Here is a 24,828-nt window from a genome sequence, read left to right as displayed (position 1 = left end):
GTTCTGGCCGGCTGGCAATGTTACGGCAGCATTGCCCATCGGCGCGCTCCTGTTCAGCCAATGGCGTAATTTCGCAGGATATTCTGTTATCAGCGCATTATTTCGAGTTACCGTCAGCTTGTGGCCACCGCTTTAATTCCGCCTACTGCTTCTTCCAATCTCCAGTCCCCCGCCCTGTCCCCCAGGCGGCGCGGCTGGCCGGCTGCCTGGGCCCATCGGAGCTTCCGGATGCGGCTGGGCGTGGTAGTGGCGCTGCTGCTGGGCCTGCTGCCGGTGGTGCCGGGCTTCTACCGTTTCGTGCAGGCCCGCCCGGGCCAACCGTTGGCCGACCCGCTATTGGACTTGCTGCCAGTGCAGGACCACTCCACGCTCGTTTTTTCCCTTATTTATGGGGCCATCGCGGCCACGCTGGTGTACCTGCTGCCACGCCCGCAACGCTTGCTGCAAGCGCTGTGGGCCTATTATCTGCTCCAATTGCTCCGCATTGCCACGCTATGGCTGCTGCCCTTGGAGCCACCCACCAACCTGGTTATTCTGCACGACCCGGTGATGGACCGCATTTTCGAGGTAACCACCCAGCCCATCGTGCGCGACCTCTTCTTCTCGGGCCATACTGCCACCATGATGCTGCTGTTGCTGGCAGGCCGGGGCTACCGCTGGCGCTGGGCAATGGGATTGGCGATGGTGGCAGTGGGCCTGCTCGTGCTGGTGCAGCGCGTGCATTATTCCTACGATGTACTGGCTGCGCCTTTGTTCGCTTGGTTTGCCTATTGGTTGGCCGAGCGCATCTGCCAACAACGGCAGCAACATGCGCCGGAGTTATAAAACATCAACACAAAAAAGCCTCTACGGTAGCGTAGAGCCTTCTTTGTGTTGATGTTTTATAACGCTACAAATACTTCTCGTAAATCCCAGCCGCAATTTTCTCGACCAGGTTCTTGGGAACTACGCTGGTGAGGCCAGCCGACACTTTATTGAGCACGCCGGGGATTATTTCCGCTTCATCAGCCAATAGGCCGGCAACGGCTATTTCAGCCACGGCTTCAGCAGTCATGGATACTTTGTTGGCAGTGGCTTGCAGTTCGGCTCCCATGCCCGCGCGGTCGGCGAAGCTGGTGGTGGTAGCGCCTGGGCTCAGGCAGCTCACCGAAATACCAGTGCCCTTCAGCTCATAGCGAAGGCCACGGCTGAAGCTTAGCAAAAAAGCCTTACTGGCGGCGTAAAGCGTGAGCGAGGGCACCGCCTGGTAGGCAGCGGTGCTGGCCACGTTCAGAACATATGATTTCGACACTTTCCGCAGGGCGGGCAGCAGCGCGTGGGTGAGGGCCACGGGCAGGTGCATATTCAACTGCAGCATGTTCTGCTGCTCGGCCAGGCTGAGCTGCTCGAAGCGTCCCCAGAGGCCGTAGCCGGCGTTGTTCACAAGCACCGCTACCTGGTCGGTTTGAGCAGTGGCCCAGGCTGCTACGGCAACGGCAGCATCGGGTGCAGCGAGGTCGGTGGCTAGTACTTTGGCCTGGTGCTGGTAGCGGGTGCTTATTTCCTGGGCCAGGGCGGTGAGCTGGTCTTCGGAACGCGCTACCAGTAGCAGGTCGTAGCCGCGCTGAGCCAATTGGAGGGCAATTGCCCGGCCTATGCCGCGCGAAGCGCCGGTAACAAGTGCGTACATATCTATAATAAGTGGATGGGTGAATGGATGAAGGATGATTGAGGCGAAACTGCCCCATTCACCCATTCATCCATTCACCCATTGATTACTTAACCAAGTGCAGGAAGCGTAGGTAGAACGGCGTGGGGCTGTCCTCACTTTTGGGCTGGTACTTGCCCGAAATGATGGGCACGTACATCACGCGGCGGCGGCTGGCTTCGCCAACGAGCGGCGACTGCGCCACGCGATGCCACATGCGGCCGTCGTGCACGGTGAGGTCGCCGGGCTCGGTTTCGATGGCCATTTCGTTGGGGTCGTAGTACACGTCTTTGTAGTACTTCTTGCGAAACAGCATCTTGTGCAGGCCCTGGCGGTGGGTGCCGGGGATGATGCGCAGGCCGCCGTTGGTGGCTTTGGTGCCGTCGAGGTGCAAGCCTACGTTCAGCATTGGGCCGATGCGCTTGCCATAGAACACGTCGCGGAGCGAGTCGGTGTGCCAGCCCATCTGGCTGAACTCGGAGCCGGGCACGTTCACGTAATGATTCACTACGAGGCCGTCCTTTTCATTTTCGCCCACCCGGCCGCCTTCGGCTTCGAGCAGCGGGAACAGAGCCTCGAAACGCTCGTCCTGGAGCAGCTCGTGCAGCACAGGGTGGTGCTGCGAAGCAAAAGCAAAACGCTGCACAATGCGTGAGCCGTCCACGTCATGCCCGTATTTGATGGGTACCCCGTTCACTTTTTCCACGCTTTCGGCTATCCAATGCGCCTGCACTTCCTGTGTGGCTTGCAGAATCTGTCGGACGTGCTCGGGCGAGGCGAAGGGGCGAAAGTGAAGGAAACCGTATTTAGCAAAAAACGCCCGTTGCTCGGCCGTGAGGGCACTGCCAAGGGTGAAGCGTGGATAATCAGCAGATAAGGCCATAGCAGAAAGAGGGAAGGCCGCCGGGAGAGCCCAGCGCCACGCAAAGGTAATAGGTAGGGCCCGGCCCTTGCCCGTCCGCTGCCGGGCCTGAGTGGCGCGGGCGCTATAACCGCGCAGCGGCACGGCAGTTTTTATCGGGCCCAAAATTCGGCTTGGCCAAGTGAACGCCAGGTGAATTTACTGCCTGGCCCGCCCGCATACTGCCGCACCCGGCCAGCACGTTGTAGGGGTAGCGCGGGGGCCGCGCCTTACCTTATTATCGCCATGCTGCTACTGCCTACTTTCAACGCGAAACTCAATCCCTGCCCGGTAAACCCCACCGAATTCGCGCCGCATCCGCAGGGAAATTTCTGCGGGCAGTGCGAGCGCGTGGTACATGATTTCAGCCAGAGCCCCAACCCGCGCGCCGACTTGGCTGCCGCCCGTGCCGCCGCACCCGATGGGTGCGTGTGTGGCCGGTTAGGAGCCGCGCAAGTGCAGGATGCGCCGGCGCTGAGTAGGCGGTTGCGCTGGTTTGTGGCTGCGTTGGTACTGGTAGTGGCGCAGGGAATGACCGCGCGGGAGGCGCTGGCGCAGGTGCGGCGAACAGTGGCGCGAGCGACGACTAAGCATTTGGTCAGCAAGCAAATGCCCCAGTACCCCGAAAGCTTTGTTGATGGAGAAATAGAAGCATTACCTGATAAAAAGCATTCCTCACTGGCCCCTGCTACAACCAGAACTTACGCCGAAGTAATGCCTACGCTGCAAGGCCGCAGCTACCCGCAAATCGCGGCTTACGTCCAACAACACGTAAAATGGCCCCAGGGCAGTGAACTGGTAGATGCGGAAGGAAGAGTGTTTGTTAGCTTCGTTGTAAGCAGGGATGGGTTGCTCCGCGATGCAAAAGTGGTAAAAGGCATTCATCCACTGCTCGATGCCGAAGCCCTGCGGGTAGTGCGCGAATTGCCCGCTTTCACGCCAGGCAAACAAAGTGGACAAGCCGTACCGGTAAGCATGACCTTGCCGATTACTTTCAGAAGGGAATAACCACGCCCAAACCATGCCCAAACCCGCCCCAAAAGCAACTACAGCGGCTTGCAGAAGCTGGCAAGCAGCGTTCGTGGCGTTAGTACTGCTACCAGCTGCAGCGCATGCTCAGCATTCCCAACGGGAATCAGAGCCAGATTTATCAGGTCTCGTTGTTCACGCCACCGAACGGCCTCCTTTCGTACCGCCCCCAAGTGGTGCCCACATTACTTGCGCTCCCCAATACCAAGATGGTGGACATGCTGGAATGATGCGTGCCATTTACCAACACTTGCGCTGGCCCAAAAGAATGCTTGGGTGTGTAGAAGGAAATGTATGGGTAGCTTTCGATGTAGGCACAGATGGCAAAGTGTACGATGCACGCGTAGTTCGCAGCCTTCTCCCCGATTTTGATATAGAGGCCATAAAGACAGTGTGCGCTCTCGGCAAATTCGTACCCGGAGCTGATACCACTAATAACCCGGCCACAGTCACGCTTACCGTGCCCATTCTATTTAAAATTCGATAATATTCCTCACCTTCACTCCCCCGCACACCTTATCCATCCAACCTCCGCCCCCACTGCTCCTATGGTCTTCACGCCCAGCCCCATGCTTCTCAAGCTGCTCTACACGCGCGGCAGCCTGCACAACCAGCCCGAGAATGCGGGTGTCGCCTTCAGCCTCAAAAACCGGCTTGATACAGTGAAGGTGACCAGCTTCACAAAGGTGCAGATTGGCGACTTGGAAGTGCCAGCCGACAAAATCCGGGTCGACCTGGGCAACGGCGAACAGCGCGCCGCCACCGCGATTGATGCCGATGGCCAGGCCGTGGAGCTCCCCGTGGGCCGCTCCATCACGGTGTTGCTCGATACGCCGACTCTGCCCGAGGGCATGCACCGCGTGCAGATGTGGTTTGCCACCGATGCCTTCGGCGACCTGCACGTGGAGGTGGAAGACGCCATTGTGGGGGTAGCCAGCTCGAAGCCGCGCATTCCGCGCTCGAACGAAGACGACTACGCCGAGGCCGCCATTGCCGCCCGCCAGCGTTTCGCCGAGGAGTTCTCGGGGCAGCAGTTCCAGCACCTCAAGCACTACTCCTTCGACCCCCACCAACTGCAGGGCAACTGCGAGCACTTCATGGGGGTAGCCCAGATTCCGGTGGGCCTGGCCGGGCCGCTCACCGTGAACGGCGAACACGCTCAGGGCGATTTCCTGATTCCGATGGCCACCACCGAAGGCACGCTGGTGGCGAGCTACAACCGCGGCATCCAGCTGCTGAACCTGTGCGGCGGCGTGAAGTGCACCGTTATTGGCGACGCCATGCAGCGCGCGCCGGTGTTTGTATTTGATGACGCGCGAGGAGCCCGCGACTTCGGCAAATGGGTGGAGGATAACATCAACCTGATTCGGCCGCAGGCCGAAAGCACGTCGAGCGTGGCCAAGCTGCAATACATCGATACCTACCTCAGCAATAAGTTCGCCTACCTGCGCTTCAACTTCAGCACCGGCGATGCGGCCGGGCAAAACATGGTGGGCCGTGCCACCTTTGCTGCCTGCTCCTGGATTCTCGAAAACTACAAGGGCGCGAAGGTCGAGCACTTCTACCTCGAATCGAACTTCGCCACCGACAAGAAGGCCTCGCAAATCAACGTGATGCGGACCCGGGGCAAGCGCGTGGTGGCCGAGGCCGTCATCAAGCGCGACGTGCTGATGCAGCGCATGCGCGTGACGCCCGAGCAGCTGGCCTATCACGGGCAGGTGAGCAACGTGGGCGCTTTCCTTTCGGGGGCCAACAACAACGGCGCGCACTCGGCCAACGGCATCACGGCCATGTTCATTGCCACGGGGCAGGACGTAGCCAACGTGAGCGAATCGAGCGCCGGCATCCTGTATTCGGAAGTCACCAAAGACGGCGACCTCTACATCAGCATCACCATTCCGTCGCTGATTGTGGCCACCCACGGCGGCGGCACCGGCTTGGCCACCCAAAACGAGTGCCTGCGCATGCTGGGCTGCGTGGGCCGGGGCACGGTGCGCAAATTTGCCGAAATAGTGGCCGGCGTGGTGCTGGCCGGCGAGCTAAGCCTGGGCGCCGCCATCTCAAGTTCCGACTGGGTAAGCAGCCACGAACAGTACGGTCGCAACCGTTAATTGCCGCAGCTGTGGCACGGTGCTTGAAAAGCGAAGACAACAACATCAATAATGCTCCGCCGATTGTATTTTTGATGGTGTGCTAGTCAATTGTTTTTCTTTATCACCGTTTTAGTAGGACTATTCGTGAAATTTACCTTTCTGTTGCTTCTGCTTGGCTTTGCAGCTGGTACCCAGCCGGCATTGGCCCAGGCCAACCGTGACATTGCCGAGGCCCGCACGGTATATGCGCAAGCCAACCACGAGCCGCAGGAAGCTACCCTGCGTGCCAGCCTGAAAGCTCAGGGCTCGGGTTTTTTTGGCGATGGCTCGCTGCAACCGGGCTCACTGCGCACCTTCGACGGGCGCTACCGGCCTGTGCCCGGCCTACGCTACCACGCCGGCATGCGCCTGCTCGAAGCGCAGGACTCTATCAATACGGATTCGACCCACCTCTGGCCCGTGGGCAGCCTGCGGGGCTTCGACCTGGGCGAGCCCGGCGAGGCTACGCCCCCGCGCCGCTTCCGCCCGCGCCTGGTGAAGGAAGGAAGTGCCGGCCAGCGCCGCGAGTTTGTCGAGGTACTCACCATGGTTGACGCCGGGCCACTGTTGCTGGCCTGGCTTTACACCTCGGGAGCCGATGCCGTGGCCGGCCGCCTCTCGATGGCCCCGCTATTGCTGGTAGGAGCCGGCAACAATCCAACCGAGCCCCTGCGCCCCCTGGAACTGAGCCGCTCGGCGGTGCAGCGCCTGTTCGGCAACCGGGCCGAGGCCGTGAATGCCTTTGCCCAAACCAAGGAGCTGCTCTACGACAAGCCCACCGACGTGGCCCGCATGATTGATTACTTCAACCGCCTGGCCGTGGTGAAATAACGGACCTGGCTCGCGATTAAATACAGAAAAAAGGCCCTTTTCGCACGTGCGAAAAGGGCCTTTTTATTTTCGGGAGGCGAACCTTCTACAACGAGTTGGCAGTAACCTTAAAGCGGGTATCGGAACGAATAGTGAGCGAATCCCTGATAAAATAATTGGGCCGCTGCCGGCTATACACCGTCAACTCATACGTCTCAGCCTTCAGATAGTCGTCGAGCCGTTCGGTGGTCGGAACCAGCGTCAGGGTTTTCACGCCCCTGGGCGGATTATAGAGGTAGGCGAGCAGAATACGGTTATTAACCTTGGGCGTGTTGATGTACACCTTCAGGCTGTCGAGGAAATCGTAGTTGAGGTTAGTTGGACTCACCAGCGTCAGCTGCATCTGGTCGAGCAGCACGTTCTTGACCTTGTCGCGCGTGGTTTTGTTGTTACGGAACGACGCCTCCGAGTTCGTAATGACGGATACCGGCTTGGGCAGGCCGGTATAGAAGATGCTGGGCGGTGGGATGCGGGAATTCTGCGATACGTCCACGGTAAACGTCAGCAGGTCATCGAGCACGCTCTTTTTGCAGCCGAACACCGTTAGTAGCACCAGCACAGGGGCGAGAAAAAGCAGCTTCTTCATAAATAGTTGGAATAATGATTGAGCTTCGTATACGCACCCCTGCCACTAAAAAGTTTGGGAGCAACTACGAGACCTCTTCCTACAAGTTAGGCAGAATTTGACTAATCCATCATATCCGCCGCTTTGGGCGGGTCGGGCACGAAACCCGGGTTCCAGCTCATGGGGTAGCGCCCATCTACATAGGGCAGCGCCGCCTCGGTGAGGTAGAGCGGGCGGAAGGTGTCGACCATTACGGCCAGTTCATGGGTTTCCTTTTTGCCGATGCTAGCCTCCACCGTACCGGGGTGCGGGCCGTGCGGCAGGCCTGTCGGGTGCCAAGTAAAGGAAGCCAAATCAACGCCTTTGCGCGACATAAAATTGCCCGCCACGTAGTACAGCACCTCGTCAGAATCGACGTTGGCGTGGTTGTAGGGCGCCGGAATGCTAAGCGGATGGTAGTCGAACAAGCGCGGCACAAACGAGCAGATGACGTAGTTGTGCCCCTCAAAGGTCTGGTGCACGGGCGGCGGCTGGTGCAGGCGGCCGGTTATCGGCTCGAAGTCGTGGATGCTGAAGGCGTACGGGTAGAAATAACCGTCCCAGCCCACCACGTCGAAGGGGCAGTGGGCGTAGGTGAGCTCGTGCAGCAGGCCTTCTTTCTTTACGTGCACCACGTAGTCGCCTTCGGGAAAATCGCCGCTAATCAGTTCGCTTGGGGGGCGAATATCGCGCTCGCAGTAGGGGGAGTGCTCCAACAGCTGGCCGAAGTGGTTGCGGTAGCGCCGCACCGTCTCCACCGGGCTGAACGACTCCACAATCATCAGCCGCACCGGGCCTTCGTCGAAGTGGAACTGGTGAATGACCGTGCGCGGCACCACCACGTAGTCGCCGGCCTCGAACACGACTTTGCCCAGCTGGCTCCACAGCTCGCCACTGCCTTCGTGCACGAAAATGACTTCGTCGGCCTGGGCATTCTTGTAGTAGTAATTCATCCGCCGCTCCGTGGGGTTGCAGATGCTCATGGTCACGTCGGCGTTGCCGAGCAGCGTCTGGCGGGCGGCCAGGTAGTCTCCCCCGGTGGTGGTCTGAGCTAAAGTGCGCAGGTGCTCGGGTTGCAGCGGCCGGTCCTTCAGCAGCTTGGGTGCATAAGGCTTGGGCGTGCCCACGTGCTTAATCTGGGTAGGCGGGTGTACGTGGTACAGCAGCGACGACACGCCATGAAAGCCCTGCGTGCCCACCAGCTGCTCCGAGTACAGAGAGCCGTCGGGCTGGCGGAACTGGGTGTGCCGCTTGCGCGGAATCTGGCCGAGGCGGTGGTAATAAGCCATAGTGTTGCGGGTGGGAATGGATTCCTAAAAGTACGGATTCGACCGGTGCCCGGCTGTATCAACCGTACAATGCCGGGCAACAAAAAACCCCGCTGGCAAGGCCAACGGGGTTTATCAAATGCTACAGGCGGGGTATTACACCCACTTCTGGTCGTGGTTAGCGCCGTTCACGTCGACTTTGTTGGCCGAGATAACCAGGCTCAACACCATCGAAGCCTGGTCGCCGCTGCCACGAGCGTCGAAGGTCTCGGTGTAACCCACGCAGTAGGCTTCTTTGAAGGCAATCTCCTTCATTTTCGAATCCTGGTCACCGCGCTTGAACACGATTTTACCATCGGCCCGCTTGTAGGGATCCAGCATCCAGCTGATAAGCTTCACGCTATCAGTCGATACGATGGTTACTTTGATAACACCACCCTGCACGACGGACGAAGGACGTCCTTTATCGTCGGTGGTTTGATTGAAGGTGTAGCCGCAGCTTACAACTTCACACTCTTCGCTGCCAGCAGCGTCGAAAACAGCACTAAATGAGGCCATGTGGTAAAGGGGTTTGTGGAAAAATGTGGAAGAAAACTTGAAAAACTCAAGGCAAAATTAAGACATTAGATTTGTTTATCGTTCTTTTTCGATATTAAATCTAATGGAAATACGGAGCTGATTAACAAACTGTTTGTCCGAATAAGAAAATTATTGTTGTGCGTATTCGGCGTTCCAATCGCGGCCGGGGTTGTCCGGGTCGTCGCCCTTGGTACCATCTAATGACACGAGGAAGGTTTTGGCCGGGAAGTACGGCACCATGTGGATGTCGAGAATGATGCGGTCCTTCTGGTCGGGGTCGCGCTCAAACTTCTTGACCGAGAATTTCTCAATCAACTTACCCGGGCCGGCAATGCCATCCAAGAACCGCACAATCTGGTTCTGAATATCCATGCGCATGTTATGGTCCCAGTTTTCGAAGGCGCGCCGGTTGAGGAAGTCAATCAGCACCTTGGTTACGTAGTCGAATACGCGTACCACCGAGTAAGTCTGCAGGCCAATGTTATCGCCGTTGAACAGGGTTTTGGCCGAGAAAGCCATTACCCGGCCGTACTCGTTCACCATGGGCACAAGGCCCAGCTTCTCGAGGTTGGCAATTTCGCTTTTGCGGAGCGGGAATTTCACGCCGTCCACTTCGTTCAGGGTGCCGTGCTTGCGGCCGGCAGTTACCTGCGAGGCCAGCGTGGTGTAGATACGGCCTGCCAGTGCCGACGATGGCGGCACGAACAGGTCTTCCTCTTCGCCAATCTCTTCCAGTTTGCCACGGCCCACGAGCCAGTTAGCAGCCATAATCACGTTGGATTTGTGGGCTTCGGCGCCGGTCAGGTTGGCTTCTTCGAAAAGCTCGATAACGTCTTCGGGCGTCTCGTAATGCTCGAAATCGGTAACCATCATCACCTTATTCTTGTGGGCAATTTTGGCCCACTTGTCAATCACCTTATTCGAGCCCAGGTAACCGGGCACGACCAGCAGCGAGTAGTTGTCGCGTAGGTCGAGGCGGTCGTAGTTCTGCTCCATTTCGGCCGAAACGGCGTCGATGAAGGTGGTGTTATCAAGGTCCTGCAATTGGTCCTTGTCCGCGTTCATGATGGACACGTTCTTTACCTCATCCAAGTCGGTGTTGCGGTAGAACAAGGCCACCGAGCGATAGGCTTGCTCCAGCTCGTGCGTGGCCTCCACTGCCTTTTTCAAGTTGTCGGTGAGCAGGTGCTGGGACGAATCAACACGCTTTTCGCCTTGTTCAATGGCCTCAATTACCGAATTCGACTCGCTCAGCAGCGAGTGCCAGAGCTCGAGGCGTTTTTTCAGCTGCTTGCGGTCGGTTTTCTTGTTATCCTCGGAAAGGAAAATCTTTTTGCGGGCCTTCTTTTCCGGGTTAAGGTTGGACGCTCCGTCGATGGTGGTTTCGAGGAGGTCGAAGCCGCCAACTTTCAGGAGGGCTTGGGTGCTTTGTTCGAGGGCAGGGCCGGCCGCCTCGCGGGTACGGTAGCCCGTAACGGCAGCGTCTTGCTGTTCAAGTGCCATAAAATAGAAAAGGGGAAAGGCGATGTGGGGCTTCCGAAATCAGATGTGGAGTAGAACCGGGATTAGCCCAGTTCGTCCATCATGGCCTGCACAGCCGAGAGAAAGGCTGCTTTGGTTTCGGGGTTTTCCAGCGCCGTTTTCAGAATTTTGTTTGACTTGAGCTGGCGCAGCAGCTTCTGCAGGTCGTCGGTTTCGGTGGCCAACTCCTGCAGGAAATTGCTCTGGCTGATGATGCCCTTTTTGCCAAAATCGCCCAAAGAGGCGAAATGCAGCTTTTCGCGTACAGATGCGCCGGAAGCGTTGTCGAACTCAACGTCGACTTCGGGCTTGTAGTGAGCGAAAACTGCTTCGGGGGTTTTGAGGCCTTCCACAATCACCGGCCGCATGGGGGTGTTGGTAGTGAGCTTCTGCACCATCAGGGTGCGGTTGAGGGGAATGTCCGAAATAGATTCGGAGGCGTTGTCGAGCTTACGCTCCTGACCACCAATTCCGTAAGTATACATAGCCGATATAAGGAGGTGGTTGGGCAGCCCTGGGTAAATGGCTGGCTCCAACCTGTGGAGGCATCTTTTGAGGTGGCAATCTAACGCCCTTACGTCGATATATTGATTAAAGTTGGTACTTCGGTATCTATTTCCTGACCGAAAAGGGGGGGGGTAAATCACTCTAAATCCTCTCCTACAGGCCCATTCGCGGCATTTTCCTGTCTTTTTATTGCACGCTAACTTTTTTTAGTTGGTGGGTAGCTTTCGATAAAGTAGCCCAAGCCAGTGGAGATGCGAAGCGGAAACTACGCAACTTTGCAGCTCACCTTTCCCCTTCATCCGTTGGCCTACTCCGACAACCTCAAACGCAGCCTGCACATCGCACAAGCGGTAGCACACGAATACCGCCAGGAGCATTACGCGGCCCCGCACCTGCTCACCGCCCTGCTACACAATGAAATTGGCCTCGCCTCCTGGCTGGTAGCCGTGCTCGACAAGGACATTCACTACCTGCGCGAGTGGGCCGAGGTGCGCCTCGAAGACCAGCCCAAGGCCGCCCGCCCACCCGAAATGCCCACCCCCGACCCGGGCGTGAAGCAGGTGCTGGAAATGGCCGAGCTGGTGGCCCTGCAGCTGTCCCGCGACCAGGTCGACCCGCTGGCGACCCTGGCGGCCCTGCTGCGGCCGGGCCTGGCTTTCACGGCGGAGCAGCTGAAATCGCTGCCCCTCACCCAGAAGGAGCTGATGGACGCCGCACAGGCTGAAATGCCGGCCCCCGCCCCTACTGCCGAAGGAAATGAGGCCACGGGTAGCGCTGGTGCTGCCCCAACTGCCAAGGGAGGTGCGCTGGCCACCTACTGCACCGACAAAACCGCCCAGGCCCGCACTGGCAAGCTCGACCCGATTGTAGGCCGGGACCGCGAAATCCGGCTGGTGGCCGAGATTCTGGGCCGGCGCACCAAGCCTAACGTGCTGCTTATTGGCGAGCCGGGCGTGGGCAAGTCGGCGCTGGTAGAAGGCTTTGCCCAGCAGATTGCCCAAGGGCAAGTGCCGGTGCATTTGCGCGAAGTGACGTTGTTTGAGCTGGATTTGGGCACGCTGGTGGCCGGCGCTTCTTACAAAGGCGAGGTTGAAGACCGCATAAAGAAGGTGCTGACGGAGCTGAAGCAGTACACCCGCGCCATCCTGTTCATCGACGAAATTCATGTACTGCTCGACCCTAAAGGCAGTGCCGGTAGCGGCATTGCGCAGCTGCTCAAGCCTGAGCTGGCTCGGGGCGAGCTCACGGTTATCGGGGCGACAACCAACGATGAGTACCGGCAATACATCGAAAAAGACGAGGCCTTCAACCGCCGCTTCGACATTGTGCGGGTGGAAGAGCCCACTGTGGTGGTGGCCGAGCGCATGCTGGAGCGCGTGCTGCCCATTTATGCCACGCACCACGGCCTCACGCTGGGCGAGGGCACCATTGGCGAGGCAGTGCGCCTGGCCAAGCGCTACCTGAAGGACCGGCAGCTGCCCGACTCGGCCATTGACTTGGTCGACCGCACCATGGCTGCCATTCGCATGCTCGACGAGCAGGCCGTGGCGGGCCTCTCGCAGCTGCAAACCGACTTTGAAGCCCTCGTGGCCCGGCACAACGAGTTGGCCGAGCCCGACTACCTGCGCGAGCTGCGCTGGTTCCTGTACCAGGTGCAGAACCAGGTGAGCCAATTGTGGCTAAACCAGCTCGAAAGCGAAGAGCAGCCCGAAACGCTGGAAACCAGCAATGAACTGGAAACTTACCTGCGTGATATGCTGACGGCCGTGCTGGCCTTCGCGGATGTCCGCAAGGAAAGCGTGGAAAAGCACGACATCGCGGCCATTGTATCGGGCAAAACCGGCATTCCGCTGGGCAAGCTGCAAAGCAACGAGCGCGAGAAGCTGCTACGCATGGACCAGATTCTGCAGCAGCGCGTGGTGGGGCAGGAATATGCCGTGCGGGCCATGTGCGCCGCCATTCTGGAGTCGCGCTCGGGCCTAACGAAGGCTGGGCAGCCCATTGGCTCGTTCTTTTTGCTGGGCCCCACCGGTACCGGCAAAACCGAGCTGGCGAAGGCGCTGGCCGACTTTCTGTTCAACGACGAGTCGTTCCTGATTCGCTTCGACATGTCGGAGTTCAAGGAAGAGCATTCGGCGGCCCTGCTGTACGGCGCGCCTCCCGGCTACGTGGGCTACGAGGAAGGCGGCCTGCTGGTGAATAAAATCCGGGAGAAGCCCTACTCGGTGGTGCTGTTCGATGAGATTGAGAAGGCCCACCCCTCGGTGTTCGACATCTTCCTGCAGATTCTGGACGAAGGCCGGCTCAGCGACCGGCTGGGCCGTGAGGGCGACTTCTCGAACGCCGTCATCCTGTTCACCTCCAACATTGGTTCGGAGCAGATTGCAGCCTCTTTCGCGACGGGTAAAGTGCCGGCTTCTACGGACCTGATGGAAACTATGACCCGGTTCTTCCGCCCCGAGTTTCTGGCCCGCCTCACTGAAATTGTGCCCTTCGCTCCTATTTCGGAGGAAAACGTGGGCCGCATCTTCGACATTCACTTGCGCCCCCTCACGGAGCAACTGCGGCGCCAGGGCATCACCTTGTCGTTGAGCACGGAGGCCCGGCAGCACCTGGCCCTTTCGGGCTTCACGCCCAAGTATGGCGCGCGCCCCATTACGGGCGTAATTCGGCAGCAGCTGCGCCGGCCCATCTCGCGGCTCATCATCAGCGGGGAAGCCCGGCCGGGCACGGTGCTGGAACTGCACAAAGCCAAGGACAATGAGGAGGTGACGTGGACGACCACGCAAACGGCAGCCGAGCCGGAACCGGAGCTTGTTGCTGCTGAGCCCGACGCGCCTACCGCCGTCCCGACAGCTTTGGAGGAGGCTTGAACCACCAAGTCTCTCAGAAAAGAGCCGGACGTTAACGCCGGTGGGTTCCTCTACCCTTAACTTCTTTTGCGATGGCGTCTTTCCAAGCCGAGCTGGAAGTGAGCGGCCGCGTCTACCCGGTGCGCCGCTGCTACTTCGAATTTACGCAAGCCACCAACGAGCGCGGCCGGACCGCGGCCAAGGTGCGCCACGGCCTGGTGCACCTCGCGCTGGACGTGCCCGACGATGACCTGTTGCTCGACTGGGGCAATACCGCACACAAACCCCTTGCTGGGCACGTCACGTTTTTCGACACCGGGCGCCACACGGCCCGCGAAACCCTGTCCTGGGAGGCTGGCCAGTGCGTGGGCTACCACGAAACGTTTGTTTCGGGCGATGGCACGGCCGGCGCCTACGTATGCAACCTTGTCGTTTCCGCTACTCGCCTGGAACTGATAAGTGGTGGGCCGGTTCGGGCAATGGCGTCGGCCGCCGCCCGGGAGTACGCCTACGTGCCCTCGTCCGAGACCCTGGCACCGCTCGCAGCAGTGGCCGAGCTATCGAAGCAGCAACGCTACGATGTACGGATGAGCATGATGGCCAATGCCCAGAAGAAGCTGACCGGTGTGGCCAACGCGCCCGCTCAAACGGCCTTGGAGCGCTTGCAACGCAACAATGTGGCCGTAGAACGTGCCCGCCTCAGCGGGCACGTGTACCACAGCGACGAGTTTGACCTGGATGAACTGGGCAATCCCGCTACGCTGCGCATACCCGAGCCGGAGGGATGGCACATGCTGAACCCGGCCGAGCTAGGGGCGAAAGGCGTGTCGCCTGAGATGCTGCTCGACCCGAAGTCGGGCTTCAAGGCCGCACTGTACCAATCCTCGTTTGAGCGGCCTCCGAAGCTGGTTATCGCTTACGCCGGCACGGAAGACAAGCCGGATATTCTATCCGACCTGCGCCAGGGCGTGGGGCTGAAAGATGCGCAGTATGACCGGGCCATGAGTTTAGCAACCAGCGTTGCCAACTCAGGCGACCCACTCGATATGGAAACAACCGGCCACTCCCTCGGCGGTGGGCTAGCCAGCGCCGCAACCGTCGTGACAGGCATCAAAAGTTACACTTTCAACGCGGCAGGCCTGCACACCAACACGGTCAAGCGCGCCCCTTACGCAGTTTCACGGTCGGTGATGAAAGAGCAAGGGGCGCTGATTGATGCCTACCGTTCAACTTCGGACCCGCTCAACAACGCGCAGAAAGCTTCGCTGGTTACCCGGGGGGTCGTGCTACCCAAAGCATTGGGGGTGCCCCATCTGGTCGCACCCGCTGAAAAATGGAAACACGGCTGGAGTGAGCTGGTGAAAGGCAACCCGCTCACGGCGGCCAAAACCATGGCGTTGCACGGCCACGGCATCAGCCCGCAGATGGTGGACCATATTGAAGCCGAAAAAGACGTGGATACGGCCACCCTCACCTACTACTTAGCCCCATGAAGCAACGGGTGAATCAGCGGCTGCTAAGTCGGCGGTTACGCATGGCGGTGGCCGTATTTCTTCTTTTTCCTTTTCATCTATTTGGCTGTATGCAAGCGGTTACTAATCCCATTTACAAGCACGCGCCGGAGGAGTATTTTCCGACATCCCCGGCGCTGGACGTGGCCCGGGCCATCCGGGCCGACGACATATCGGCCCTTGACAAAGTTTTTGCCCAGCACCCGGGCCTGGATGCTAACCAGGAAGGCCGGCAGGGCGTCACGTTCCTGTTCTGGGCCTACGCCCACCACCACGTGAAGGCCATGAAAACGCTGGTGGCCCACCACGCCGACCCCAACCGCCCGCTGCACTTACCCAATGAAAAGGGCGGCACCGACACCACGCACCTGCTCAACATCGCCGCCGGAGGCCCCCAAGACGAGTTGCTCGTGGCCCTGCTCGACCTCGGTGCTGACCCCAATGCAAAAGACGAACGCAAGGAACCGGCCTTGCACAATGCCATGTACGCTCACCAATACCAGCGCATGAAGCTGCTCCTTGACCGTGGGGCTGATATTGATGCTATGGATAGCTCCGGGGCGACGGCGGCCGTTGTGCTGGCCCGGCTCAATTATTTTGAATTGGTGCACTACTTACTCGAACGCGGGGCCGACTGGCGCAAGGACAACGGCAGTATTGCGCTAAACACCCAGGAGAAAGACATTGGCAATGCGCAAGCAACCCAGTGGCAAATCAAAGTCAAGCACCTGCTGATGGCGAAGGGCGTGAAGTTTCCGGTGCCCTCCTCCGGCGCCCAGCGCTACGCGGCCATCCGCGAAAAGTGGGAGCAAACGCCCGAAGGCCACGCCTGGCGCATCAAGCTGGATGCCCTCGGAGCCCAGCCCGACGTGGTAGGCAAAGCCTGGACGAAAGAAGAACTACCGGCTCGCCAAGCCATGCGGGCCTGGATGCAGCGCGAAGGCATCCCCTTCCCTCCGCTGTAAGGGCGCCATTGGAAGCCTGACTAATTTTCAGCGGTCAACGACCTATTCTACGCCATTTTGCTGCAGGTTCAGCTCGATGGCGTAGTGAGAGCCAGTTTTTACTTTGGCAAGCCGATGCAGGGCAGCATTGGCTTGCCAAAGCTGCGTTTGCCCGCCGGTAGGCGGCACGGTGCTATTGACTTTGCCCGTTTTATCGGGTTTGGTCTGGCTACGGACCCGGCCAGTAGCATCGAAGTCTCCCACCCATTGGTGGCCCCAGTCGTAATCGTACGAGGTATTGAAAACTTGGTAGGGTGCTGGCCCATCGTGGCGCAGCTCGAAGCGGTAGAACAAGGGTGACAGGCCAGGAAAAGCCAGTCGCGCCAAAAAGGCATCGGGCCGGTGCGGACCGGTAAGAATATTAGTGGTAAACGCTTCGTATCCCTTGATAACCAACTGACCGGCTGAATCGGTGCGCAGCTCCTGAGTGGGATACTCGTAGCGCCACACCAGCACTGGCTGTGCCAATGGCCACTATCCAAGCCAAGCTGCCCAGCGCAGCGACACCCACCCCGCCCAAAATCAGCAGCAATTTTAACATGGCTTACGCATTCCGGTTCTGCGGGCCTATACCCCCACTCCTACTTGTTTCACCACCACCTCGTAGGGCAGGTTCATAGCCGACTGGCTGGCCAGCGTGGTTTGCAGCTCGTGAGCAGCGCGCTGCCACTCCGGGGCACTCAGACGGCTGGGCTCGGACGGCGTGAGGCTGATGCGCATGCAGCGCACGAAGCCGGCAGTAGGCGTGGCGCCCGTCTGGAAGGCCTTGGTGACTTCGATGGCGGCCAGGTGCGTGCCCAGCTCGGCCCAGCAGGCGGCTTTGATGTCGGCCAGCGTGACGAGGCGGTTGCGGGCCAGCAGGTTGCGGCGCAGGGCGTGGGTGCGCTCTTCGGGGCGGGGGCGCTCACGGCCGCCGCTGGTGGTCGTGAGCAGGCGCACTTCATCAACATAATGGCTGTCGTGCACGCGCAGGCGGCTGCCGGCGGCCAGGCGGTTGGCAGTTTCGCCGTTGCTCGACCAGTATTCGAGGTACACGCTGTCGTTCACGTTCTGGGGGCGTAGCAGCACGTAGGGCACCGGCTGTTCGGCGGCGCGGTTGCGGTCGAGGCGTTCTTCCAGGCGGGCCAGGTTCTGGTCGAGCTCGCGCAGAATGGTGCCGATGAAATCGGTACCGGCAGCGGTGAAGGCCCGGCTTTCGTCGCGCAGCAGCTCCAGCAGCTCGCGCAGGGCCTCGCGCCCCGTGCGGGTGTCGAAACGCCCCACGCCGTGGGTACGCAGGGTGTAGGTATCGGTCGCGCCATCGGACAAGTCGCTGAGCGTGGTGGAGCGGTAGGCGACGTTGCTCAGGCTGTAGATGTCGCGCACGGCCAGGAAGGGCTCGTCGCTGGCCAATGGGAACAGGTTGAGGGCCGGCTGCAACCGGAACAATACCTTGTGCAACCGGCGGTTCAGCACCGGAAAGCAGTTGAGCGCGCACACCAGCTGGTCGAATGCCTCGGGCGGCAGCGCGTGCGCAAAGCGTACCTCCAGCCATACCAACGGCTGCGTGAGCCCCTGGAGCTCGGTGGCCGGGGCAGGGAAAGCAGTAGCCAGCTCGGCCGGGTACGGGCGCGGCACGTAGGCCGCCAACGCACCCACCGGGGCCTGCAGCCGCACAAAAGCCGGGGCATACACCTCGCGCACATGCTGCTCGGCACGCTGCAGGAAATCGTATTCGCGGTTGAGGCCGTCGGGCAGACCAGTGGCTCCGGGCGTAGTGGCCGCTTCGGGCAGGCCCGGCACGGGAGTTAGCAAGGTATTGCCCAACCGCCACTCTTCACCTGGCAAAAAGGCCATGTAGGCCGCACGACGCGGCTCGTTTAGCCAGTCGAAATAGAACGTCAAATCCGTTAGCTCAACGCCTTCCGTCGGCAGTTGCAGGCCAACCCAGAGGCGGCGGTGCGTGGCAGGCGGTGGGGCCAACGCCTGCGCTACCGGGCGCTTCTGGCCGCCGGGCTCTATTAGCCAAACCATTGAATCGGTGGCTAGGGCGCGCACGGCGCCACCTACCAGGCGGGTGTTTTGCAGGGGCGAAAAAAACAGCTCCTGCCCCGCCACGCGACGGCCGGCCGTGGGTGGCTCAAACACGAATTGCGCGTCGTCGGGCAGCATCACCAGGGGCTCGCGGGCCTGGGCCTGCGCGATGGCATGGGCCGGGTGCGGGGCGTCCACCACGTCGGGGTTGAGCAGGGTAGCGAGGCGCTCAATCAGCCGGTATTGGGTGTTGTGGAGCTCCTGCCCTACTTTCTCGAACTCGACGGCGCAGGCTTCGAGCAGCAGGTTTACCAAGGGGTCGAAGCCGTCGAGGTCGGCTTCGGTGTAGCCCCACAGCTCGGCGGCCTGGCGGGTGAGCCGGCTTTTGACGCTGGATTTGCGGAAATCGGTGCTGGTAGGCGAAGGAAAGGAAACGGGATGTAGCACGGACAACGGGAAAGGAGGAAAGGGAATGCGCCGCTAGTCGACCGACAGCGGCGCCACGAATAAGCTGGCCTGAAACTGGAACGGCTCGTCGGTGCGGTGGAGCGCGGCGCTCACCTTCACTTCGAGCCGCTTGCGGATGCGCTGCTGCACGTTTTTCAGCTCGAAGTCGGACACGGAAACATCGACACGGGCCCGGGCCAGGCGCGGCTCGTACTCGCCAATGGACTCCTCAATCGAGCGTTGCACGTTGTCCTTCCAGCGCATGGTCGTCATGGCTTCGAAGTCCTGCTCCCACACCTGGCAGCCAAAGTCAGGCTCGTAGCGCGACTCGCCGAAATACGTCGTCAGCATCAGATAGAGGTGCTGGGCAATGGATTCCTGCACCGAGCACCGGGGCAAATGCTGGCGTTCCAGAATTCCTTCCAGGTCGAGCGGCAAGTGGTAGTACGAAGCACTCATAGGGGGCGAAGGTAGCAGATGGGCGGGCAGGCGGCAAACCGGCCCGCAGCGACCAGCTCGGGTGGGCGAGACTATAGCGCCGGCTTTACGTACCTTGCAGCCGGTTCTTTCCCGTCCACTTTCCTCCTTCCACTATATGGCATTCAGCGCTGCGCTTATTCTCGCCAACAAAAGCTACACCGTCCGCCGGTTCAACTGGGGCGTGCAACAAAACACCGACGCCGTGGGCCGGCCCGATGCCCGCGTGCAGGGCGGCCAGCTCATGGTCGAGCTCGACTCGGAACCCGACGAAACGGTTCAGCACTGGGCTCTGGACGACACCAAGCAAATGAGCGGTGAGCTCGTGGTATTCTCCGCTGCCAACCGCCTGGCCCGTCGTAAAACCATTCGGTTCGAAGAAGCCTATTGCGTGGGCCTGAGCAAGAATTTTGATGGTTCGGGCTCTGCCCAAGGCATGACGATGACGCTCACTGTATCGGCGAACAAGCTGAGCAGCGGCGAGGTCACGCTCGACAACAAGTGGCCTGTTTAACTTTTTAGCCCGGCCCATCATGTCTTCCTTCCGCTGCCTTCTCCTGCTCGCTGGGCAGGAGTTACCCGTTGTGCACTGTGCTTACCAATTTAGCCAACCTACCGCCCAGCGCGGCCGGGTAGCGGCCAAAGTGCGCAGCGGCCTCATCACGCTCGAACTCGACGTGCCCCACGACGACCAACTGTTGGCCTGGGCCACCGACCCGCAAAAGAAACTGGGCGGCACCCTGCTCTTTCTGGAAACCAACCGCCCCACGTTCAGCGAGCAGCTCGAGTTCGAAGATGCCTTCTGCGTGTCCTACCAAGAGGACTTTCGCTCCGGAGCCGAGTCTGCAGGTGCTTACCGCTGCACCCTGCAGCTCTCGGCCGCCAAGCTAGTGCTCGGCACCGTGGAGCGCGACAGTACTTGGGCACAGACGCGTTAACAGCCGCCGCCCATTTGGAAATGGGTGAGTAAATCCGCGCAGTAGCACCACCCGGACGCTTGCAGGCGTACCACCGCGTGGTGCTACTGTGCGGTTGCGACGGCTGAGTCTACCTGTATAGCTGCTGCGTTATCGAAAACCCGCAGGTAGTTTATTGGGCCATTTGTGGTATAGCTTGCCGAGCTGTGTTGGCCCTGCCAACGGTACTCGGTGGGGCTAACCTGCTCGCCTGGGCCATACATCATTTTGCCGGCTTCAAGCAGCCCCGAGTGCCGGGAATTGAAATCGATTTGGTAGAGTTTGCCGTGCCAAAACTCGTAGCTGATGCCGCTGAGTGGAATTGTATCAAGGCGTAGCGTATGGCTCGGCACCGTATACATCACTGCCGGCCACAGCCGGGGCACCAGCTTTAGCGAGGAAATGGTGAAGCGACTCAGCGAGTCGCCCAAATGGTGCCCGTCATATCCTGTTTTGGCGGCCAACAAGGCATCGTGCTTGTCGGCCACTGGTGCTTCCATTTCTGCTACACCGCTTTGTGGTGCTGTGGGCGCAGAACAAGCCACCAGTAGTGAGGTGGCGAACAATAACTTCCTCATAAAATTATCCGGAAAAGATGTCCACTCGGCTGGCTTAGCCTCATCGGATGGCCTATGGCCTTATTAGGGAAAGGGGGAATAATCCAGCCACTGGGTGGGCTAGCAGCTATACTATCAGGCACAGAAACGGTAAAATGCCCAGTACTTACCTCCGGGTCTAGGCTATCGTATTCGACCAGAAATCGTGCGCCGTTCTCCGTTTCCATTCCAGCCTCGCTGATATCGGTAGCCTCATATTCTTTGCCCTTTACCGCAAAGCGGTAGCTATAGCTTTTGCCACTTTTGGGTCGGTATATCCCGCCAGTGATGTATCCAATGGTATAACGGGCCCGGGTATGCATCGTTTGCTTGGCCCGCATGCCATACCACCCGCCAGCCAAGCAAATGCCGATGACCAGATACACTAAATATTTACGAGCCCAGGTAAAAAAACGACTCATGGCTTACTCGGCCGCGCAGCTGTTTTTTTCCGCAGCGCCGCTTTTTTGGCCGCCTCCTGTTGCTCTTGCTTGTCGGCAAAGTAGTTTTCAACTCCTTTTTTGATGGTTTCCATGGCCCCGCCCATGTGATAGCTAAGAACTGCCACCATACTTTGGTCAACTTTGCTGGCACTTAAGCGCGGCACCACCCGGCGGTGTTTCAATGCCGTTAACATGCCCATCGTGTTGGGGGTGCTGCGCATTACCTTTTCGAGCCACGGGGCGCCATATTCCTTGGCTTGGTCGAACACGGTGCCTAAAATAACATTGATGACAAAATCTTTGCTTTCCTTGGCATCGTTTATATTTACCATATGCCCCGGGCTATGGTATTTTTCCTCATTGTTGAATTTGAAGGAATAAGCATTGGACCCAACAGAAGTACCAAAAGCAGCCAGTAACTTGGCATGCCAGCGCAAACCCTCAGTATTTACTGCTGCTGCTCCAAGCGCCGAAACCCAGTTTATGTCCATGAAAGACGCTTGCGCGCGTTGACTCCATGAGCCTTTGCCGGTTACCGCACCGACGCCAAACTGCGTAGTCAAATCAACCAATATCCGTGTGCCGGCACCTTTAGCGGTTTTCACTAGATAGGCGCGGATAGCAGTGCCTACCACTGCAACGCCACCTATCTCGTAAATCAGACCTCCGGTGAGCATGCCCGCACTTACGCCCAGAAATCCTTTTTCCATATAGCCCCCCACCACGCCCGTGCCGGCAGCCATGTTCCTAAACTGGGCGTTTGCCGGCATATACGTCCGGTTTTTGGCTGCTATGCCATGTTCTGGCTCGAACGACACCAATACCTGGGTTTTGGTATTGTATACCCAGTACTTGCGTGTGCCAAATGCATCATTGAGCGTGCTGGCAAACACCCAAAGATGCCCTATCACATAACGCTCCTGCCCTAGCGGATTATCATGTTCGTCAACCACATCCTTTTTAGCACTGGGGTCAACTGTATTAGCGTCGTACGCTGAGTAAGGCAGGCGCTCCATTTGCTGGCGCAGCCGAGCATCAGAGTTCAGGCGCCAAGCTTCTTCTTTCGTGAGTTGAACAACTTGGTTTACTGCGCGCTTTGTATTGCTGTGGGCAGCATTTATGCTCGCAACCTGCTGAGCTGACATGGGCTGGGGTCCTGGCCTGTGCGCGTGCGCTACCGTCCCGATGCTGGGCCGGCGGCTTAGGGGGCTTGTATGGCCGGTATGGGCCAACGAAGCCACGGCGTTGGCCCGCGGCCGACGCCCTTCTTGAAAACCTGGATTCATGGAAAGGAAGGTTGGTTTTGGGGCAAGTTACTGCATAGTACTGGAAAGAATTCCACCGTACGGCAGCTCGATGGGACTGCCCGTAGCCCTAGAAGCTCTTCTCTACCCTCTGTCTGGACGCCTTGCCCGGTCATTAACCCGTGGCTACGGCTCGGTGCCCAGCAACTATGCTGATAAACCGCAGCTTGCTCTAGCAGCCATCTTACATGCCTTCTGGTGCGGTTGAGAATGAAAATTGATTGGGTTCTACTGGTGCTTGCAAAGTCCGCCGCAGTCACTCACGGCGCGCGGCGCGCGCGGGCCTCAAGCGAATCGGCCGACGCTTGGGTTGCGTCCATCTCGCGCCACATGGCCGCCTCGGCCGAACTGCGCGCCGGCCGGGCCGCTGGTTGCGGGGCGGAAGCCTCGGGATGCGCCGGGTCGGGCCAGGGACGGTGGCGCCAACCATTGCGTGGGGCCTGCCGAATGCTGTCCGGCACCGATGCTTCGTAGTACACTTGGTGCCAGTCCGGAGAAAGGCTATCGTATTTTACCAGATAGCGAGCCCCGACAGCAGTATTTGTCTTGCTCTCCTCTCTGCGTGAGCCGGTATAAGTTTCGCCGTTCACTTCGAAGCGGTACTCGAGGGTCCAACCGCTACCGACCGTTAGCGCAGCCCCTGTCACATACCCAATGGTGTACTTGCCCCGGTGCATGAGCCCTTCACGGGTACGATAGAGATAGTAGGCATAGACGCCCACAAATCCCAACAGCCCAATCGTGAGCAGCAAGCTTTTTATCCGCATCGTGGGCAGTTTCATTGGCGCGGATGAGCGGGGGAAGGCTTCTCAACGCGGTCTGTCATTCGCTTCTTTTCCTGGTCTTTGGCCACTTTGCTCACCACGCTTGTGCCGATGGTGCCCCACGTTCCTAGGGTTACTCGCTGCGCAGCAATCCAACGGCCGGCAGCAGTGCCTGTGCGCTGCATGGCTTGCGAAGCCCAGCGTGCGGCTGGTATGGCACCGGTTACTAATTTGGCCTTAGCCATGGTAGCCACGGCATCAGTACCGATGTCAGTCAAATATTTAGCAAACCCTTCCATGGAATCCAGGTGAGGCAACTGCACCCTGAAGCTAATGTTGTTTTCCTCATCAATGGTCGTATTGGCTTTCAAGGTAGCCTTGACTATGCTATTACGGGCAGCAGCGGACCACGTTGAGCCTGGCAAGAGCCACGCAACAAGAGGTGCAGTCAAGTTGATTTCGCCTGCTGTTTTTTTCCAATCGGCTCCGTTCTTCAGAGTGCCTGCTGCGCTTTGCACAAAGAGGTCGGTAAAAACCTTTTGCCGGAACGTACTCCAAGTGAATTGCTTGACCATTTGCATTCCCAGGGTGCGGAAGCCCGTGATAACTATTCCGCCAACGGCTGTTTCTGAAGCGGCAAGCACGAGCGGAGCGGCCATTATGCCTACTGAGAGGCCCATAAAGCCTTTTTCAAGGTAGCCTCCTGCTACCCCCGTACCCGATGCCGTACTCCGCACTTGGTCAGCCTCCGACATGTAAACCCGGTTTGGGGGAGCCAAAGCAGCCTCCGGTGTAAACACGAACAGGTTACCGGTCTGGGGGTTCAGCACGGCGTATTCCAGCGTATTGTGGTGTCCCTTCACGCGGATGTACACCCACATTTCTCCGAATTTGTGTCCGTGATAACCGGTGGCCCAACCACCGGTATCCGCCACGTCAACGCCGTACGCATTGCCCCCACGGGGGTCATAGCTGGGAAAAAGCTTGCTTTCCCACGCGCGTTTGGTAGCTCGGTCCGACCACTCTGCTTCGGCAGCAGCGTTTTCACGGTTGAACGCACGCTGGCGCGACGTGTTTTGCGCATCCCGCAAGAACTGGGCTACCACGCGCTTTGTCGCGGCATTCCATTGGTTAACAGCGGTAGTTTGACGGGCCGACATCGGCCGCGGTCCCGGCCGCCCAGTAAGGCTGGGCGCGTGCGCTACCGCGCCGATGCTAGGCCGGCGGCTCAGGGGCTCGCGTGGCCGGTATGGGCCAACGAAGCCACGGCGTTGGCCCGCGGCCGACGCCCTTCTTGAAAACCTGGATTCATGGAAAGGAAGGTTGGTTCGGGGGCAAGGTACAGCACAGTACGGAAAAGCAC

At 59.3% G+C, this 24,828-nt stretch carries 24 protein-coding genes; 10 read left to right on the top strand and 14 right to left on the bottom strand.

Going from position 1 to position 24,828, the window contains the following annotated elements; translation table 11 throughout:
* Positions 1–120: 120 nt before the first annotated feature.
* A complete protein-coding gene (locus ABD837_RS04735; RefSeq protein WP_345050921.1) occupies positions 121–825 on the top strand; it encodes a phosphatase PAP2-related protein in 705 nt (234 codons plus the stop codon).
* 64 nt (positions 826–889) lie between these two features.
* Here the strand turns inward: ABD837_RS04735 and ABD837_RS04730 are convergent, their stop codons facing one another.
* Together ABD837_RS04730 and ABD837_RS04725 are read right to left on the bottom strand one after the other, a co-directional pair.
* Positions 890–1,669, bottom strand: coding sequence for an SDR family NAD(P)-dependent oxidoreductase (locus ABD837_RS04730; protein ID WP_345050919.1), 780 nt, complete (start codon positions 1,667–1,669; stop codon positions 890–892).
* Positions 1,670–1,754: 85 nt separating this feature from the next.
* Positions 1,755–2,570: a phytanoyl-CoA dioxygenase family protein gene (locus tag ABD837_RS04725; protein WP_345050916.1), complete on the bottom strand. Its 816-nt coding sequence runs from the start codon at positions 2,568–2,570 to the stop codon at positions 1,755–1,757.
* Positions 2,571–2,834: 264 nt separating this feature from the next.
* Between ABD837_RS04725 and ABD837_RS04720 the strand changes: the two genes are divergently transcribed.
* The 4 genes from ABD837_RS04720 to ABD837_RS04710 all read left to right on the top strand — a co-directional run bounded on the left by ABD837_RS04720 (position 2,835) and on the right by ABD837_RS04710 (position 6,580).
* A complete protein-coding gene (locus ABD837_RS04720; RefSeq protein ID WP_345050914.1) occupies positions 2,835–3,596 on the top strand; it encodes an energy transducer TonB in 762 nt (253 codons plus the stop codon).
* A 13-nt stretch (positions 3,597–3,609) separates the two neighbouring features.
* Entirely contained in the window at positions 3,610–4,104 is a 495-nt protein-coding gene (locus ABD837_RS24945; protein ID WP_425554293.1) for a TonB family protein, read from the top strand.
* 61 nt (positions 4,105–4,165) lie between these two features.
* Positions 4,166–5,728 carry a hydroxymethylglutaryl-CoA reductase gene (locus tag ABD837_RS04715; RefSeq protein ID WP_345050912.1) on the top strand — a complete coding sequence of 521 codons (1,563 nt, stop codon included), beginning with the start codon at positions 4,166–4,168 and terminating at the stop codon, positions 5,726–5,728.
* 126 nt (positions 5,729–5,854) lie between these two features.
* A complete protein-coding gene (locus ABD837_RS04710; RefSeq protein WP_345050910.1) occupies positions 5,855–6,580 on the top strand; it encodes a hypothetical protein in 726 nt (241 codons plus the stop codon).
* 85 nt (positions 6,581–6,665) lie between these two features.
* Here ABD837_RS04710 and ABD837_RS04705 read toward each other — a convergent pair whose 3' ends face one another.
* The 5 genes from ABD837_RS04705 to ABD837_RS04685 form a co-directional block, all read right to left on the bottom strand.
* Positions 6,666–7,205: a hypothetical protein gene (locus ABD837_RS04705; RefSeq protein WP_345050907.1), complete on the bottom strand. Its 540-nt coding sequence runs from the start codon at positions 7,203–7,205 to the stop codon at positions 6,666–6,668.
* 101 nt (positions 7,206–7,306) lie between these two features.
* Positions 7,307–8,512 (bottom strand): homogentisate 1,2-dioxygenase, encoded by a 1,206-nt coding sequence (locus ABD837_RS04700; protein ID WP_345050905.1) that lies wholly within the window; start codon positions 8,510–8,512, stop codon positions 7,307–7,309.
* Between the two features lie 135 nt (positions 8,513–8,647).
* Positions 8,648–9,049 carry a type VI secretion system tube protein TssD gene (gene tssD, locus ABD837_RS04695; RefSeq protein ID WP_345050902.1) on the bottom strand — a complete coding sequence of 134 codons (402 nt, stop codon included), beginning with the start codon at positions 9,047–9,049 and terminating at the stop codon, positions 8,648–8,650.
* A 150-nt stretch (positions 9,050–9,199) separates the two neighbouring features.
* Entirely contained in the window at positions 9,200–10,573 is a 1,374-nt protein-coding gene (locus ABD837_RS04690) for a DUF5458 family protein (protein ID WP_345050900.1), read from the bottom strand.
* A gap of 62 nt (positions 10,574–10,635) precedes the next feature.
* The gene (locus ABD837_RS04685; RefSeq protein WP_345050898.1) at positions 10,636–11,076 is read right to left on the bottom strand and encodes a hypothetical protein; all 441 of its coding nucleotides are present in this window, start codon (positions 11,074–11,076) and stop codon (positions 10,636–10,638) included.
* Positions 11,077–11,400: 324 nt separating this feature from the next.
* On the opposite strand from ABD837_RS04685, the gene ABD837_RS04680 reads away from it, so the two are divergent.
* The 3 genes from ABD837_RS04680 to ABD837_RS04670 all read left to right on the top strand — a co-directional run bounded on the left by ABD837_RS04680 (position 11,401) and on the right by ABD837_RS04670 (position 16,426).
* Complete coding sequence (locus ABD837_RS04680; protein ID WP_345050896.1) at positions 11,401–13,971, top strand: ATP-dependent Clp protease ATP-binding subunit; 2,571 nt, start codon at positions 11,401–11,403, stop codon at positions 13,969–13,971.
* A gap of 71 nt (positions 13,972–14,042) precedes the next feature.
* Positions 14,043–15,443 carry a type VI secretion system tube protein TssD gene (tssD, locus tag ABD837_RS04675; RefSeq protein ID WP_345050893.1) on the top strand — a complete coding sequence of 467 codons (1,401 nt, stop codon included), beginning with the start codon at positions 14,043–14,045 and terminating at the stop codon, positions 15,441–15,443.
* An 89-nt stretch (positions 15,444–15,532) separates the two neighbouring features.
* Positions 15,533–16,426: an ankyrin repeat domain-containing protein gene (locus ABD837_RS04670; protein ID WP_345050891.1), complete on the top strand. Its 894-nt coding sequence runs from the start codon at positions 15,533–15,535 to the stop codon at positions 16,424–16,426.
* Positions 16,427–16,468: 42 nt separating this feature from the next.
* Here the strand turns inward: ABD837_RS04670 and ABD837_RS04665 are convergent, their stop codons facing one another.
* From ABD837_RS04665 to ABD837_RS04655, 3 genes are all read right to left on the bottom strand, one after another.
* Positions 16,469–16,933 (bottom strand): hypothetical protein, encoded by a 465-nt coding sequence (locus tag ABD837_RS04665; RefSeq protein WP_345050889.1) that lies wholly within the window; start codon positions 16,931–16,933, stop codon positions 16,469–16,471.
* Positions 16,934–17,032: 99 nt separating this feature from the next.
* A complete protein-coding gene (locus ABD837_RS04660) occupies positions 17,033–18,925 on the bottom strand; it encodes a hypothetical protein (protein WP_345050887.1) in 1,893 nt (630 codons plus the stop codon).
* Positions 18,926–18,958: 33 nt separating this feature from the next.
* Entirely contained in the window at positions 18,959–19,384 is a 426-nt protein-coding gene (locus ABD837_RS04655; protein ID WP_345050884.1) for a GPW/gp25 family protein, read from the bottom strand.
* A 136-nt stretch (positions 19,385–19,520) separates the two neighbouring features.
* Here ABD837_RS04655 and tssD (ABD837_RS04650) point away from each other — a divergent pair, with 136 nt between their 5' ends.
* A complete protein-coding gene (gene tssD, locus ABD837_RS04650; protein ID WP_345050881.1) occupies positions 19,521–19,916 on the top strand; it encodes a type VI secretion system tube protein TssD in 396 nt (131 codons plus the stop codon).
* A 19-nt stretch (positions 19,917–19,935) separates the two neighbouring features.
* A complete protein-coding gene (gene tssD / locus ABD837_RS04645; protein ID WP_345050879.1) occupies positions 19,936–20,340 on the top strand; it encodes a type VI secretion system tube protein TssD in 405 nt (134 codons plus the stop codon).
* Between the two features lie 83 nt (positions 20,341–20,423).
* On the opposite strand, the gene ABD837_RS04640 is transcribed toward tssD (ABD837_RS04645), so the two are convergent.
* From ABD837_RS04640 to ABD837_RS04625, 4 genes are all read right to left on the bottom strand, one after another.
* Complete coding sequence (locus tag ABD837_RS04640; protein ID WP_345050876.1) at positions 20,424–20,936, bottom strand: hypothetical protein; 513 nt, start codon at positions 20,934–20,936, stop codon at positions 20,424–20,426.
* Positions 20,937–21,372: 436 nt separating this feature from the next.
* Entirely contained in the window at positions 21,373–22,542 is a 1,170-nt protein-coding gene (locus ABD837_RS04635; RefSeq protein WP_345050874.1) for a hypothetical protein, read from the bottom strand.
* 419 nt (positions 22,543–22,961) lie between these two features.
* On the bottom strand, positions 22,962–23,483 hold the full coding sequence (locus ABD837_RS04630; protein ID WP_345050871.1) for a hypothetical protein: 522 nt from the start codon (positions 23,481–23,483) through the stop codon (positions 22,962–22,964).
* The gene (locus ABD837_RS04625) at positions 23,480–24,625 is read right to left on the bottom strand and encodes a hypothetical protein (protein WP_345050869.1); all 1,146 of its coding nucleotides are present in this window, start codon (positions 24,623–24,625) and stop codon (positions 23,480–23,482) included. The genes ABD837_RS04630 and ABD837_RS04625 overlap by 4 nt, the downstream gene beginning before the upstream one ends.
* Positions 24,626–24,828 lie beyond the last annotated feature (203 nt).

It is taken from the genome of Hymenobacter glaciei (assembly GCF_039539585.1).
GTDB classification, from domain to species: Bacteria; Bacteroidota; Bacteroidia; order Cytophagales; family Hymenobacteraceae; genus Hymenobacter; species Hymenobacter glaciei.
This window is presented reverse-complemented; position numbering and strand designations above follow the sequence as displayed.